Source organism: Pseudomonas sp. LARHCG127, from assembly GCF_052871455.1.
The window spans coordinates 1-15,304 of the sequence record NZ_JBIXJT010000015.1 but is presented as its reverse complement, the minus strand read 5'-3'; the positions used below and the strand labels follow the sequence as shown (position 1 = coordinate 15,304).

Below are 15,304 nucleotides of genomic sequence, written 5' to 3'. Positions count from 1 at the left end.
CGCACGACGGAGACGTGCAAAAACGCGACATTTTTAGTTGATCTCAGGCCCCTCACGCCCTAAAGTTCGCGCCGAACGTCCATGCTGGAAACGATCCATCCGGCTCAAGTACTGACGACGAGACAGCAAGGCCAAGGGAATCAAGCGTCCCATGGCCTTTTTGCTTTCGGCGACATGCCTTGGGAAGTAGGCGAACCAAAGTGGGGATACGGAGGACGTTCACGAGGGCTGCTTGCCCTCACACCCATTGATCCTGATGTTTGCCAGTAGGAGTCCCAAGTATGTCGATCCAGGTCGAAGATTATTTCGCGCGCGAAACTTTCCAGAAAATGAAAGCGTTCGCCGACAAGCAGGAAACCCCGTTCGTGGTGATCGACACCGCGATGATCTCCCAGGCCTATGACGACCTGCGCGCCGGTTTCGAGTTCGCCAAGGTCTACTACGCCGTCAAGGCCAACCCGGCGGTGGAAATCATCGACCTGCTCAAGGGGAAAGGCTCGAACTTCGACATCGCCTCGATCTATGAGCTGGACAAGGTCATGAGCCGTGGCGTCGGCCCGGAGCAGATCAGCTACGGCAACACCATCAAGAAATCCAAGGACATTCGCTACTTCTACGAGAAGGGGGTGCGCCTTTACGCCACCGACTCCGAAGCCGACCTGCGCAACATCGCCAAGGCCGCGCCGGGCTCGAAGGTCTATGTGCGAATTCTCACCGAAGGCTCGACCACCGCTGACTGGCCGTTGTCGCGCAAGTTCGGCTGCCAGACCGACATGGCCATGGACCTGCTGATCCTGGCCCGCGACCTGGGCCTGGTGCCGTACGGCATTTCGTTCCACGTCGGCTCGCAACAGCGCGACATCAGCGTCTGGGACGCGGCCATCGCCAAGGTCAAGGTGATCTTCGAGCGTTTGAAGGAAGAAGACGGCATCGTCCTGAAGCTGATCAACATGGGTGGCGGCTTTCCGGCCAACTACATCACCCGCACCAACAGCCTGGAAACCTACGCCGAGGAAATCATCCGCTTCCTGAAGGAAGACTTCGGTGACGACCTGCCGGAAATCATCCTGGAGCCGGGCCGTTCGTTGATCGCCAACGCCGGGATCCTGGTCAGCGAAGTGGTGCTGGTGGCGCGTAAGTCCCGTACCGCTGTCGAGCGTTGGGTGTACACAGATGTGGGCAAGTTCTCCGGCCTGATCGAAACCATGGACGAAGCCATCAAGTTCCCGATCTGGACCGAGAAGAAAGGCGAGATGGAAGAAGTGGTCATCGCTGGCCCGACTTGCGACAGCGCCGACATCATGTATGAGAACTACAAGTACGGGTTGCCGTTGAACCTGGCCATTGGTGATCGCTTGTATTGGCTGTCGACCGGGGCCTATACCACCAGCTATAGCGCGGTGGAATTCAATGGCTTCCCGCCGCTGAAATCGTTTTACGTGTGATGCGTTTGGGCGTTTGAGCTCGTAGTCCTTGCCCTGTTGCGTAATAAAAAACGGCGCTTTTCAGAAATGGAAGGCGCCGTTTTTTTCCGCTCGTACTCCGATCCAATGGTGGGAGCGAGCTTGCTCGCGATGGCGGCGTCTCAATCGAGGAAGATGTTGGATGTGCCGGCCTCTTCGCGAGCAAGCTCGCTCTCACAGGATTTCGTCGCCTGCCCGTTCATGCAAATGATCGAGGCTTTTAGGTGTGTTTATGAATGCTTCTCGATAACACACGGCATAATGCACGCCGTGATGAACAGTAAATGAACAAGGCAGGCGACGTGTTGAAGAAAACCCTGTTCCAGTTGCACTGGTTTTTCGGCATCAGTGCCGGGCTGGTCCTGGCGTTGATGGGCGTTACCGGGGCGGTGGTGTCGTTCCAGGATGAAATCCTGCGGGCCTTGAACCCGCAGGTGCTGACGGTGGCGAAACAGCCGGCCGGCGTCCTGCCGCCCGCCGAACTGGTGGAACAGATCGAAGCCGCCGCCGGTAAGACCGTCGCCATGCTCTGGGTCGAAACCGACAGCGGCAACGCCGCACGGGTGATCTTCGCCGCGCCCCCTGGGGAAAAACGCGGCGCCATGCGCTATTTCAACCCCTACACCGCGCAGTTCATGGGTGAGGTGACCGGCCAGGATTTCTTCGGCCTGGTGCTCAGGCTGCACCGCGTCCTGACCCTGGACGACGTGGGTCGGCAGATCACCGGTGCCTGCACGCTGATCCTGGTGTTCTTCTGCCTGTCCGGGTTGTACCTGCGCTGGCCGCGCCAGTGGAAAAACTGGCGCGCCTGGCTGACCCTCGATTGGCGAAAAAAAGGCCGCGGCTTCAATTGGGACCTGCACTCGGTGGCGGGAACCTGGTGCCTGCTGTTCTATTTGCTGGCGGCACTCACCGGACTGACCTGGTCCTACGAGTGGTACAACAAAGGCGTGACCCGCCTGCTCTCCGATTCGCCGGAAGAGGAACGGGTGCGCAATCGCGGCCCGGCGCCGAGCGGTCCACTTCCCGTGGCTGATTACCGGGCCATGTGGAGCAGCATCTACAGCGCCGCCGGCCCGGGCCTGTCCGCCTACAATGTGCGCATGCCGCCGGTGGCCGGGCAACCGGCGACCGTGTTCTATCTGCTGGAAAATTCGCCCCACGACAGGGCACTGAACCAGCTCATCCTCGACCCGGCCACTGGCGTCGTCAGCCGGCACAGCCGCTACAGCGACAAGAGCCTCAAGGCGCAGTTGCTCACCAGCGTCTATGCCCTGCATATCGGTAGCTATTTCGGCTTGGTCGGGCGGATCCTGGTCACCGTGGCCGCGCTGACCATGCCGCTGTTCTTCATCACCGGCTGGTTGCTGTACCTCGACCGTCGCCGCAAGCAGCGCCAGGCCAGAAACGCCCGCCAGGCCCTGAGCGCCAACCCGACCGATGCACCGGCCTGGCTGATCGGTTTCGCCAGCCAAAGCGGTTTCGCCGAGCGACTGGCCTGGCAGACCGCCGGCCAACTCCAGGCCGCCGGCTTGCCCGTGAACGTCCAGCCACTGGCCGGTGTTCGTGAGCAAGACCTGAACAACGCCACCCACGCGCTGTTTGTCGTCAGCACCTTTGGCGACGGCGAAGGCCCGGACAGTGCCCGCGGTTTCGAACGCAAGGTCTTGGGCCAGGCCTTGAGCCTGGAGCGCCTGCAGTATTCGGTGCTGGGCCTGGGCGACCGCCAATATGAACACTTCTGCGGCTTCGCCCGGCGTCTGCACGCCTGGCTGGCGGAACACGGCGGCAAGACCCTGTTCGCACCAGTGGAAGTCGACAGTGGCGACCCTTACGCCTTGCGCCACTGGCAACAACAACTGGCCGAACTGACCGGCCAGGCACCTGCCGAAACCTGGCAGGCCCCCCGTTTCGAAAACTGGACGCTGAGCCAACGCACCCTGCTCAACCCCGACAGCAGCGGCTCGGGCGTGTACCTGCTGGGCCTCACCGCCCCCGGGCCGAGCAGTTGGCTGGCCGGTGACTTGGTGGAAATCCTGCCGCGCAATGACCTGTCGGCCATCGAACACTTCCTCGATGGCCTCGGCCTCGCCGGCCACGCGCGCGTACAGGTCGATGGCCTGCCCCAGAGCCTCGACCAGGCCCTGGCGACGCGCCAGTTGCCGGAAAACCGCGCTCATCTGGTCGGCCTGCATGCCCAGGCCCTGGAGGATGCGCTGGCACCGCTGGCGATACGCGAATACTCCATCGCCTCGATCCCGGCCGACGGCATGCTGGAGCTGATCGTGCGCCAGGAACGCCACCCCGACGGCAGCCTGGGCGTCGGTTCCGGCTGGTTGACCGAGCACGCAGCGCTGGGCAGCGCCATCAGCCTGCGACTGCGCCGCAACAGCAGCTTCCACCTACCGGCCCAGGGTGTACCGATGATCCTGCTGGGCAACGGCACCGGCCTGGCGGGCCTGCGCAGCCTGCTCAAGGCGCGTGTCACCGAAGGCATGCAGCGCAACTGGCTGCTGTTTGGCGAACGCAATCGCGAGCACGATTTCCACTGCCGTGATGAGCTGCAGGAATGGGTGACCTCCGGCGACCTGGAACGCCTGGACCTAGCGTTCTCCCGGGATCAGAAGCAGAAGATCTACGTCCAGGACCGCCTGCTGGAATCGGCCGCGCTGCTCAAGCAATGGCTGGCCGACGGTGCGGTGATCTATGTCTGCGGCAGCTTGCAGGGCATGGCCTCCGGGGTGGACCACGTGCTCAACAGCGTGCTGGGGCGCGAGGCAGTGGAACGACTGATCGAGCAGGGGCGGTATCGGCGGGATGTTTACTGAGGGGCCCCCTGCCAGGGCACTACCCCCTGTGGGAGCGAGCCTGCTCGCGATAGCGGAGTATCAGACAGCATTTTGTCGACTGACACACCGCTATCGCGAGCAGGCTGAACTGGTCAAGTAATTCTGGACACGAGTTAAGGTTTCACGCCGCCATTTTCTCCATAGCTACTGGCGACCGATAGCCGTTGTAGCTATGGAGCCTGACGTTGTTGTAACGCATCACATAACGCTGTACATCCACCCGAGCTTCGTGTTCCGAGCTATAGCCGTCTTCCGGCACCCATTCTGACTTCAGACTACCGAAGAAACGCTCCATCGGGGCGTTGTCCCAGCACTCACCTTTGCGACTCATGCTTTGCAGGAGTCCATGCTTGCGCATCTCATTCCTGAATTTGTGGCTGGTGTATTGGCAACCTTGATCGGAATGAAACAGCACCTCTTTTGGACGGCCTCGCAATTGAACTGCCATTCGCAACGCTTCGCAGGTCAGCGTGGCATCGGAAATCATGGAAAACGACCAGCCCACGATCCTGCGTGCAAACAAGTCCAGTACCGCTGCGAAATACATCCAGCGATTACCCACCTTGATGTACGTCACATCGCCACACCACACCTGATTGATCGCCGTGACATCAAACTTGCGCTTGAGCACATGCGGCGCCACCAGGGCCTCCACACCGGAAGATTTGTACTTGTGCCGACGTCGCTGATGACTGGCAACACCGGCTTCGCGCATTAAGCTGCGAGCCATATGCCGCCCGACGCGATGCCCCTTTGCTTGCAGCTCCTTGGAAAGGGTGCGAGCCCCCGCGGACGCTCTGGACTCCTTGTGATGCTCGACCAGCATGGCTTTCAGTTTCTCCCGCTCAGGCTTCACCTTGCCTTGGCGCTGACGCCAGGCGTAAAAGCTGCTGCGGTTGACTCCAAACGCCCGACAGCAATTGTTGACGCCGTACTGCTCGTCCAGCTCATTGATCAACGAGAATGATCTTTGGAGTCCAAAAGCAGGAGAGCACTGGCCTTTTTTAGGATTTCAATGTCCAGGTCTTTTTGTCTGAGCAAGGCTTTGAGCTGCTGGATCTCTCGCTGATCAGCGGTAATCGCCTTGGCCCCTTCCGGGGTCGACCCCAAGCGCTCTTTTCGAACCTGATCGACCCAACGGCGCAAGGCCGTAGGGCCAATATCCAGGCTGGCACAGACCTCAGGGACCGACTGTCCCTCGTCCAGCACCATGCTGGCAGCTTTGAGCTTGAACTCACTGGAATAAGATTTACGCATATCCAAACACCTCAGATTTGGGCGCCATCATAGCGCCCGATTGAAGTGTCCAGAATCATTAGGCCAGTTCAAGCTCGCTCCCACAGGAGATACCTAAAGCCAAACAGTCAAACCGGCTGCAACTTCTTCTCGAACACCGCCACGCCCTCCAGATCCCGCAACACCACGCCCATTTCCCCGCTCTGCCCGTCGATGTTCACCTCGCCAAAGAACTGATACCCGGCGAATGGCGAGGTGTTCTGGGTCGCAGGGGCTTTCTGGAACACCACCTCCGGGCCGAAGGTCTTGTCCAGGGCGTTGGGCCCGAAGCTGCCGGCGTTCAATGGCCCGGCGACGAACTCCCAGAACGGTTCGAAATCCTGGAACGTGGCCTGTTCAGGGTGGTAGTGATGGGCGGCGCAATAGTGAACGTCGGCGGTGAGCCAGACGTAGTTGCGCACCTGATGCTTGCGCAGGTAACCGAGCAGTTCGGCGACTTCCACTTCGCGCCCCTGGGCCGCGCCCGGGTCACCATTGGCGACCGCTTCCCAGCGTGGCACGCCGGGGCTGACCTCGCCATCCGGCACACCGAGGCCGATGGGCATGTCGGCGGCGATGACTTTCCACTGGGCCCGGGACTGCTTCAACTCGCGCTTGAGCCAATTCAGCTGCTCACGCCCCAGGAACGGTTTGGCCGCGCCGAGGTTGGCGTCGTTGGCTTCGCGGTAGCTGCGCATGTCCAGCACGAACACATCCAGCAGCGGCCCGTAACCGAGCTTGCGGTAGATGCGTCCGCCGCCGTCGGCCTTTTGCCGGCGCATCGGTGCGTATTCCAGCCAGGCCTGGCGCGCACGGCCCACGAGGCTGTGGATATCCTTGGTCTGGTAGCGCTCGTCCAGTTGCTTGCCCGGCGACCAGTTGTTGACCACCTCATGGTCGTCCCACTGCCAGATCTGCGGCACCTCGGCATTGAAACGGCGGACGTTTTCGTCCATCAGGTTGTAGCGATAGTTGCCACGATATTCATCCAGGGTTTCGGCGACCTTGCTCTTGGCTTCGGTGGTGAGGTTGCGCCAGATGCGACCACCCTCCGTCGTCACCTGCGCGGGCACCGGGCCGTCGGCGTAGATGGTGTCGCCACTGTGGATAAAGAAATCCGGCAGGCGCAGGCGCATGGCTTCGTAGATGCGCATGCCGCCGATGTCCGGGTTGATGCCGAAGCCTTGGCCGACCGTGTCACCGCTCCAGACAAACCGGATGTTGCGCTTGAACTGCGGCACGCTGCGCAGGTGGCCGAGCCAGGGTTCGCTGGCGACACCGCTCTGGGCGTCTTCGAAATGCACCCGGTAGAAAATCGCCTGGTCGCGGGGCAGCCCGGTGAGTTCGACCCGGGCGGTGAAGTCGCTACGGGCATCGACCATGGGTGAGACGAAGCGGCGGGGGTTGCCGAATTTGCTGCGGGTGTCCCACTCCACCACCATCCGCGCCGGACGGTCGCTGCGGCTCCAGATCATCGCCCGGTCGCCCTGCAAATCGCCAGACTGCACACCGTCGGTGAGCACCGGCCGATCCTTGACCGAAGCCATCACCGCCGGCGCCAGCCCCGGCAACAACAACCCCGCCCCCACGGCTTGCATCACACGACGACGGCCCAGGTCGAATTCGCTCATGGTGTTCTCCCTTGAAATGGGAAAACTTAAGCATGGGAGTGTGAAGTGGGTGTGACAGGAATTTTATGCCCCCCCAAAATCAACTGTGGGAGCGAGCTTGCTCGCGATGGCAGGGTGTCAGGCAACCTATTTGTCGACTGATACACCGCCATCGCGAGCAAGCTCGCTCCCACAGGGGAAGCCGGAATGGGCTCAGGCCTTGGCCGGCTCCAACGCCATCTCTACCACCTCAGGTCGCTTGAGCAACGCATACGCCACCGCCGTCAGCAGGCTCCCCGCCACGATCGCCAGCAGGTACAACAGCGCATGGTTGATGGCGTTGGGGATCAGCATCACGAACAGGCCACCGTGGGGGGCCATGAGCTTGCAGCCGAAGTACATCGACAGCGCACCGGTCAGCGCGCCGCCGGCGATGCTGGCCGGGATCACCCGCAGCGGATCCTTGGCCGCGAACGGGATCGCACCTTCAGAGATAAAGCACAGCCCCAGCACCAGCGCCGCTTTGCCGGCCTCGCGTTCGGTCTGGGCGAATTTGCGCCGGGCGATGAAGGTGGCAATGCCCAGGCCGATGGGCGGCACCATGCCTGCAGCCATGGCCGCGGCCATCGGTGCATAACTCTGGGACGCCAGCAGCCCCACGGAAAATGCATAGGCGGCCTTGTTGATCGGCCCGCCGAGGTCGACGCACATCATCGCCCCCAGCAACACGCCCAACAGGATCGCATTGGTGGTGCCCATGCTGTCGAGGAAGTGGGTCAGGGCTTCGAGCATGCCCGCCACCGGTTTGCCGACGATGTAGATCATCACCAGGCCGGTGAACAGGCTCGCCAGCAGCGGAATGATCAGGATCGGCTTGAGCGCTTCCAGGCTCTGGGGCAAGCGCGCGTAGCGATTGATCGCCTTGGCCGCGTAGCCGGCCAGGAACCCGGCGATGATCCCGCCAATGAAGCCGGCGCCGAGGGTGCTCGCCAGCATCCCGCCGATCATGCCCGGGGCCAGGCCCGGACGGTCGGCGATGGAATAGGCGATGTAGCCGGCCAGCAGCGGCACCATCAATTTGAACGCGGTTTCGCCGCCGATTTGCATCAGCGCCGCCGCCAGGGTTCCCGGTTCCTTGAAGGCCTCGATGCCGAACACGAACGACAAAGCGATCATCAAACCACCGGCCACCACCATCGGCAGCATGAACGATACGCCTGTCAGCAAGTGCTTATAGGCACCGCTTTTTTCCGCTTTCGCCGGCCCCGAAGCGGCGCCACTCGCCGCGCTTTCCTGGCGACCTTCGGCCAAGGCTTTTTTCAACGTAGCTTCGGCCTGTTTCAAGGCAATGCCGGTGCCACAACGATAAATTTTCTTGCCGGCAAAACGTTCGGTGGCGACTTCGATATCGGTCGCCAGCAGTACCACATCGGCCTCGGCGATCGCCTCGGGACTCAACGGATTGCGCGCGCCCACCGAACCCTGGGTTTCGATCTTCAGGTCGTAACCCAAGCGCGCCGCCGCCTGCTGCAAGGCTTCGGCGGCCATGAAAGTGTGGGCCACGCCAGTCGGGCAAGCCGTGATCGCCACCAGGCGTGGAGCGCGCTCGGTCGGAGTCGCCGGTTCTTGCGCGAACACGTCGGCCTCGCCCAGGACCTCAGCTTCTTCGGCGCCACGACGCAGCACCGCATCAACGTCCTGGAGGGCCAGCGCCGGCGTGCTGCGAAACACCCGCTTGCCAACGAACCGCGACAGGTCCACCGGGCCGCTGGCGACCAGCAACACCCACTCGGCCGCTTCGAGGGTCGCCGCCGACAACTGGCGCTCCGGATGGGCCGCATCATGGACTTCGACACTGGTGCTCCAACCCTGGCGCTGCGCCGCGGCGTCCAGCAGGCGGGCGCACAACACACTGGTAACCATGCCGTTCGGGCAGGCCGTCACAATGGCTAATTTCATCTTGCGAACCCTCTTATTGTTCTGTCAGGGGGCGCACGCGCACACCCTGTTCAAGCGACGCCAGCAATGCGGTGTCATGGATGCCAAAACCGATCTGCGTGACGGCCATGGCAGCGATGGCCGTGGCGGTGCGCAGCGTCTGCTCCGGGGTGTCGGCACTGAGCAGGCCGTGCAGCATGCCCGCCAGCAGCGAATCGCCGGCGCCCACGGTGCTGGCAACCGTCACCTTGGGTGGCGACGCATGCAGCGCCGAACCGACACTGAACCAGTTCACGCCATCGGCACCGTGGGAAATCACCACATGTTCGACACCCTGGGCATGCAGGCGCTGCGCCGCTTGCGCCTGGGCCGCTTCGCTGACCACCTCGCAACCCAGCGCATCGGCCAGTTCCTCGGTGTTCGGCTTGATCAGCCACGGCCCCGCCGCCAGGGCGACGCGCAAGGCTTCGCCGCTGGTGTCGAGGGCCACGTTCAGGCCGAGTTTTTTCAGGCGCAGGATCAGCGCCTGCAACCACTGTGGGCTGACGCCCCGGGGCAGGCTGCCGGCCACCACAACCACATCGTGGCCGGGAGCGATTTGCTCAAGGCGCGCCAGCAACGCTTGCTGCGCGGCTTCGTCGACCATCGGCCCCGGGCCATTGAGATCGGTGATACGTCCGTCCTGCTCGGCCAGCTTGATGTTGCTGCGAGTCTCGCCGGGGACACGGATAAAGGCGTCGACAAAACCACGCTGGGCAAACAGCGTCTCGAACACTTGGGCATTGTCTTCGCCCAAAAAACCACTGACCGTCAGCGTATGGCCAAGATCGGCCAACACCTGGGCCACGTTCACGCCCTTGCCGGCGGCGTGGGCATGCATGCCGTCGCTGCGGTTGACCTGGCCCGGCTCCAGGCGCGCCAACTCCACCGTGAGGTCGAGCGCCGGGTTGAGGGTCAGGGTAAGAATCTTCGCCATTACAGCGCCTCCACTAATGCGCGCACGTCATCGGCGCTGCCCACGGCCAGAGCCTCTTGGGCCAGGGTTTGTACTTGCGCCAGGCTCAATTCGCGGACCCGCGCCTTGACCTCGGCAATGCTGCGGGCCGAGACACTCAGTTCGTCCACACCCAGGCCCACCAGCACCGGCACCGCCAGCGGATCGGCCGCCAGCTCGCCACACACACCGACCCATTTGCCATGGGCATGGGCGGCGCGCACGGTGATGTCGATCAGTTGCAGCACGGCCGGGTGCAAACCATCGGCCTGGGCCGACAGGGTCGGGTGACCGCGGTCGATCGCCAGGGTGTATTGCGTCAGGTCGTTGGTGCCGACGCTGAAGAAGTCGACTTCCTTGGCGAGCACCGGCGCCAGCAACGCGGCGGACGGCACTTCGATCATGATCCCCAGTTGCAGGTCTGCCACGGGGATTTCCCGGCGCAGGCGCTCGGTCATGTCCCGGGCCTGGCGCCACTCATCGACGCTGCCCACCATCGGGAACATGATCCGCAGCGGACGGCTGTCCGCCGAGCGCAACAAGGCCCGCAGTTGCGCTTCCATGACCTGCGGACGCTGCAATGTCAGGCGGATGCCACGCACGCCGAGGAACGGGTTTTCTTCTTTCGCGATCGGCCAGTACGGCAGCGGCTTGTCGCCGCCCACATCCAGCGTACGCACCACCAGCGGCCGTCCGGCCAGGCCATCGAGCACCTTGCGGTATTCGGCTTCCTGGGTCGCTTCGTCCGGCGCCTGGGTGTGAGCCATGAAGATCAGTTCGGTGCGCAACAGGCCAATGCCTTCGGCGCCCTGCTCCACCGCGCTGGCGACGCCGGCGCTTTCGCCTATGTTGGCGAACACTTCCACGGCATGACCGTCACGGGTCACCGCCGGTTCGTGACGCTGCTCGGCGGCGATCTTGAGGCGCTGTTCGCGGGTGTCGCGTTCTTCCTTGGCGCGCTGCAAAGTGGCGGCGTCTGGGTCCACGTGCAGGCGACCGCGTTGGCCATCCAGCAGTAAAGATGTGCCCGGCGCCAGCAGCAGCACCGCCGCACCGGCGCCCACCAGCGCCGGAATGCCCAGGGCGCGGGCGACAATGGCGCTGTGGGCGGTGGCGCCACCACGGGCGGTGAGGATCCCCGCCACGCGAGCCGGGTCCAGACGGGCGACATCGGACGGGCCGACTTCGTCCATCACCAGAATGTAGGGTTGTTCGGGTTCAGCCGGGGTTTCGATGCCGCACAGCTGCGCCAGTACCCGACGGCCAACATCCCGCAGGTCGGCGGCACGTTCGGCCAGCAAGGCGTCCTGCAAGGCTTCCTGCTCTTTGGCGGCGGCTTCGATCACGCCCATCCACGCCGCTTGGGCACTCTCGCCCAGCTTCAAGCGGGTGTCGACTTCGTCGGTCAGTTCCGGGTCGTCGAGCATTTCCTGGTGGGTGATGAAAATCTCGCGGATGGCCTTGGCCTTGGCGCGTTCGATCAAACCCTGGATATCGCGGCGCACTTGGTTCAAGGCGTTTTGCAGGCGCTCGCGCTCGATGGCTGCCGACTCACCGCGCATCGGATAATCGATGGCCTGCAACACTTGGATGTGGGCCGGGCCGATAGCGATGCCCGGGGCGGCGGCGACGGCCTGGATCAGGCTGCCGGCTTCGGGTGCCAACATGACGGTCGCGACTTCGGCCATTGCGGTTTCCCGCGGCGCACTCGGCGGCGGCAGCGGTTCGACTTCTTCGCCCAGGCCTTCTTCGATGGCCGCCAGCAGCGCCGGCAAGGCATCGGCGGCAATGCTCGGCTCGGCGATGAATTCCAGGACCTGGCCGCGACGGGCGCCCAGGCTCAGCAACTTGCTCAGGCTCTTGGCCGACACGGCGCTGTCCTGGCCGTCGACGATGCGCACGCGGATCTCGCCTTCGAAGCTTTTCGCCAATTGGGCGAGGATCTTCGCCGGACGCGCATGCAGACCATGGGCATTGGCCAGGCCGATGCGCGCGCTGGGCCAGTCGGCGGGTAATTCACCGCCGAGCACTTCCAGCACTTTGCGGCTGCTGGTGGCGCGGCCCAATTCGTGGCCGCGGCCTTCGATCAGCAGGGCGCAAAGCCTTTCCAGCAAAGCCTGGTGGGCCTCGCCGAGGCTGGCGAGGCAGAACAGACCGCTCAACGGTTGGCCCAGGTAACGGATGGGTTTGTCCGGGGTAACGAACGCCAGGCCCGGGCGCTTGACGGTCTGTTCGCTGTGCAGCCACCACAAGCCATCGCCCAGGGGCAGCGCATCGACTTGCTGCAACACGCCGGCAAAGCCGTTGCTCACGCAGTCGGCCTGGCGCAACAACCGAGCGCCGCGCCATACCAGTTCTTCAAAATCGTCAGCCGACACACCGAGGCCGATCATCTGGGCATCCAGGGCCAATTCCTGGGGCGCACCTTGCAGCAGCTTCAGCAAGGCTTCGGCGGAACCGGCACGGCGCAGGGCCTGGCCCAGGTCCGTCTCGCCGAGGGCGCGGGTCAGCAGTTGTAGCAGGCGCAGGTGTTCGTCGGACTTGGCGGCGATGCCGATGGCCAGGTAGACAATCTGGCCATCGCCCCAGTCCACGCCTTCGGGGAATTGCAGCAGGCGCACGCCGGTGGAATAGACCAGGTCGCGGGTCTGCGGGGTGCCGTGGGGGATGGCAATACCTTGGCCAAGAAAGGTCGAACCCTGGGCTTCGCGAGCCTGCAAGCCGGCGAGGTAACCCTCGGCTACCAGGCCATCGGCCACCAGTTTGTCGGCGAGCAATTGCAGTGCAGCGTCTTTATCCACAGCCGTCTGCGCCATGGATATCTGCTCTAGAGTGAGCTCGAGCATGCTTTCTCCTTTTTGGCGTCCGGTTGGCGCCAGGTATTGTTTTGAATGAATCAGCTTAGCGTTGCAGGACAGCTTTTGGCGGTATCGCGGCAGAGCGACCAAAAATTCTGCTAGCCTTGAAAATACGCTTGCTGAAACGTTTAATCTAGAAAGATTGGCACGTTACTCGATAATCTCTCATCCTTGAAGTGCAACTTGTCGTAAGCGCTTGGACGGTGACCGTCAGCTTGAATCGGGTAGGATGGCCCTTATCGTCGGGGCTAACTCGAAAAAACAAGGAAAACCGGGTTGAAACTCAGTGATATTGCCCAACTGGCCGGTGTGTCCGTGACCACCGCCAGTTATGTGATCAACGGCAAGGCCGAACAGCAACGCATCAGCAGCGCCACCGTCGAACGGGTGCGGGCGGTGGTCGAGGAACACGGCTTCACGCCCAACCCCCAGGCCGCCGGGCTGCGCAGCCGGCACACCCGGACCCTGGGCTTCATCCTGCCAGACCTGGAGAACCCCAGTTACGCCCGCATCGCCAAGTTGCTGGAACAAGGCGCACGGGCGCGGGGCTATCAGTTGCTGATCGCCAGTTCCGACGACGCGCCTGAGAGTGAACGGCAACTGTTGCAACTGTTCCGCGCCCGGCGCTGCGATGCACTGATCGTCGCCAGTTGCCTGCCGGCCGGCGACGATAGCTACCAGCAATTGCAGGCCAAGGGTATCCCAATCATCGCCATCGACCGGGTGATGGAACCGGCGCGCTTCTGCTCGGTGATCAGCGACGACCGCCAGGCCAGCCTGCACCTGACCCGCAGCCTGCTGGAGACCCACCCTCGGCAAATCGCCTTGATCAGCGCCCGTCCCGAGCTGAGCATCAGCCAGGAACGGGCCGCCGGCTTTCGCGAGGCCTTGGCCGGATTCGAGGGCCAGGTGTTGATCGAACATGGCGAGTCGTTCAGCCGTGAGTGCGGCCGCCAGTTGATGGATGAAATGCTCACGCGCCTGGGGCATCTGCCGGATGCGTTGATCACGACGTCCTACGTGCTGCTGCAAGGGGTGTTCGACGCCCTGCACGATTTCCCGCTCAAGGCGCGTCCGCTGCGCCTGGGCACATTCGGTGACACGCAGTTGCTGGATTTCCTGCCGCTGCCGGTCAATGCCATGTCCCAGCAACATCAATTGATCGCCGACAAGGCCCTGGAACTGGCCTTGGCGGCCATCGAAAACGATGATTACCAGCCAGGCGTGCAGGCCATCGCGCGGACGTTCAAGCAGCGGATCCACCAGGGCTGACGTTTCTTCAGGATTGATGCATGGAGTTGATCGACACCCACACCCACCTGGACTTTCCGGACTTTGACGCGGATCGCCCGGCCCTGCTGGCCGAAAGCCGTGCCTTGGGCGTGCGGCAAATGGTGGTACTGGGCGTGTACCGGGACAATTGGCAACGGGTCTGGGACCTGGTGCAAAACGACCCGGACCTGCATGCCGCCTTGGGCCTGCACCCGGTGTACCTCGATCAGCACCAACCCGACGACCTGGCGCTTTTGCGCGAATGGCTGGGTCGCCTGGCCGGGCACCGTCAATTGTGTGCCGTGGGGGAAATCGGCCTGGATTACTACATCCCCACCCTGGACCGCGAACGCCAGCAGGCGCTGTTTGAAGCACAGTTGCAACTGGCCGTGGAGTTCGGACTGCCGGCGCTGATCCACGTACGCCGCAGCCATGCCGACGTGATCGCGACCCTCAAGCGCATGGGGCCCAAACGCGCCGGGATCATCCACGCCTTCGCCGGCAGTTTTGAAGAGGCCCGCGAATACTTCAAGCTCGGCTTCAAGCTCGGCCTCGGCGGCGCCGCGACCTGGCCCCAGGCCCTGCGCATGCACCGGGTGCTGGCGAAACTGCCGCTGGAGGCGGTGGTGCTGGAAACCGACTCGCCGGACATGGCCCCGGCGATGTTTCCTGGCCAACGCAACAGCCCGGCGCATTTGCCGGCGATTTGCGAGGCATTGGCTGAAATCATGGGGATCAGCCCGGAGCGATTGGCCGAGGCCAGCACGACCAATGCCCGCGAACTATTCAACTGGTAAAAAAACCTGTGGGAGCGAGCTTGCTCGCGATGGCGGTGTATCAGCCAACATCTATGTCGGCTGACCTGACGCCATCGCGAGCAAGCTCGCTCCCACAGTGGATTGTGGTTGTACCGCGATCCACTGTGGGAGCGAGCTTGCTCGCGATTGGCCCTCAAGAACAACGCAAAATTCGAGGCTAGATCCACCCACCCCACTGCAACACAAAGATCCCCAGGTTGGTGGTAATCGCCGCCATCAAGGTGGTG

10 protein-coding genes are annotated in these 15,304 nt (G+C 63.0%); 4 read left to right on the top strand and 6 right to left on the bottom strand.

Going from position 1 to position 15,304, the window contains the following annotated elements:
• Window positions 1-281 precede the first annotated feature (281 nt).
• Window positions 282-1,445 (top strand): type III PLP-dependent enzyme, encoded by a 1,164-nt coding sequence (locus ACIPQ1_RS22890; RefSeq protein ID WP_186706001.1) that lies wholly within the window; start codon window positions 282-284, stop codon window positions 1,443-1,445.
• 320 nt (window positions 1,446-1,765) lie between these two features.
• A complete protein-coding gene (locus ACIPQ1_RS22885) occupies window positions 1,766-4,291 on the top strand; it encodes a PepSY domain-containing protein (protein WP_446534862.1) in 2,526 nt (841 codons plus the stop codon).
• A 142-nt stretch (window positions 4,292-4,433) separates the two neighbouring features.
• Here the strand turns inward: ACIPQ1_RS22885 and ACIPQ1_RS22880 are convergent, their stop codons facing one another.
• From ACIPQ1_RS22880 to ptsP, 6 genes are all read right to left on the bottom strand, one after another.
• On the bottom strand, window positions 4,434-5,270 hold the full coding sequence (locus ACIPQ1_RS22880; protein ID WP_446534815.1) for an IS3 family transposase: 837 nt from the start codon (window positions 5,268-5,270) through the stop codon (window positions 4,434-4,436).
• Window positions 5,267-5,569, bottom strand: coding sequence for an IS3 family transposase (locus tag ACIPQ1_RS22875; RefSeq protein WP_047230570.1), 303 nt, complete (start codon window positions 5,567-5,569; stop codon window positions 5,267-5,269). Before ACIPQ1_RS22875 ends, ACIPQ1_RS22880 begins: the two co-directional genes overlap by 4 nt.
• A 107-nt stretch (window positions 5,570-5,676) precedes the next feature.
• Window positions 5,677-7,218, bottom strand: coding sequence for an alkaline phosphatase D family protein (locus ACIPQ1_RS22870; protein ID WP_411386479.1), 1,542 nt, complete (start codon window positions 7,216-7,218; stop codon window positions 5,677-5,679).
• Window positions 7,219-7,410: 192 nt separating this feature from the next.
• On the bottom strand, window positions 7,411-9,156 hold the full coding sequence (locus ACIPQ1_RS22865) for a PTS fructose-like transporter subunit IIB (protein ID WP_411386478.1): 1,746 nt from the start codon (window positions 9,154-9,156) through the stop codon (window positions 7,411-7,413).
• Window positions 9,157-9,169: 13 nt separating this feature from the next.
• The gene (pfkB, locus tag ACIPQ1_RS22860) at window positions 9,170-10,111 is read right to left on the bottom strand and encodes a 1-phosphofructokinase (protein WP_186705998.1); all 942 of its coding nucleotides are present in this window, start codon (window positions 10,109-10,111) and stop codon (window positions 9,170-9,172) included.
• Complete coding sequence (ptsP, locus tag ACIPQ1_RS22855) at window positions 10,111-12,975, bottom strand: phosphoenolpyruvate--protein phosphotransferase (protein ID WP_186705997.1); 2,865 nt, start codon at window positions 12,973-12,975, stop codon at window positions 10,111-10,113. Before ptsP ends, pfkB begins: the two co-directional genes overlap by 1 nt.
• 288 nt (window positions 12,976-13,263) lie before the next feature.
• Here ptsP and cra point away from each other — a divergent pair, with 288 nt between their 5' ends.
• A complete protein-coding gene (gene cra, locus ACIPQ1_RS22850) occupies window positions 13,264-14,259 on the top strand; it encodes a catabolite repressor/activator (protein ID WP_411386475.1) in 996 nt (331 codons plus the stop codon).
• 20 nt (window positions 14,260-14,279) lie between these two features.
• Complete coding sequence (locus tag ACIPQ1_RS22845) at window positions 14,280-15,056, top strand: TatD family hydrolase (RefSeq protein ID WP_411386474.1); 777 nt, start codon at window positions 14,280-14,282, stop codon at window positions 15,054-15,056.
• The last annotated feature ends 248 nt before the right edge of the window (window positions 15,057-15,304 follow it).

Bases quoted from the DNA above. Each gene is read 5' to 3' on its own strand.
- ptsP (WP_186705997.1), bottom strand. From the start codon at position 12,975: ATGCTCGAGCTCACTCTAGAGCAGATATCCATGGCGCAGACGGCTGTG.
- ACIPQ1_RS22870 (WP_411386479.1), bottom strand. From the start codon at position 7,218: ATGAGCGAATTCGACCTGGGCCGTCGTCGTGTGATGCAAGCCGTGGGG.
- ACIPQ1_RS22875 (WP_047230570.1), bottom strand. From the start codon at position 5,569: ATGCGTAAATCTTATTCCAGTGAGTTCAAGCTCAAAGCTGCCAGCATG.
- pfkB (WP_186705998.1), bottom strand. From the start codon at position 10,111: ATGGCGAAGATTCTTACCCTGACCCTCAACCCGGCGCTCGACCTCACG.
- ACIPQ1_RS22865 (WP_411386478.1), bottom strand. From the start codon at position 9,156: ATGAAATTAGCCATTGTGACGGCCTGCCCGAACGGCATGGTTACCAGT.
- ACIPQ1_RS22845 (WP_411386474.1), top strand. From the start codon at position 14,280: ATGGAGTTGATCGACACCCACACCCACCTGGACTTTCCGGACTTTGAC.
- ACIPQ1_RS22890 (WP_186706001.1), top strand. From the start codon at position 282: ATGTCGATCCAGGTCGAAGATTATTTCGCGCGCGAAACTTTCCAGAAA.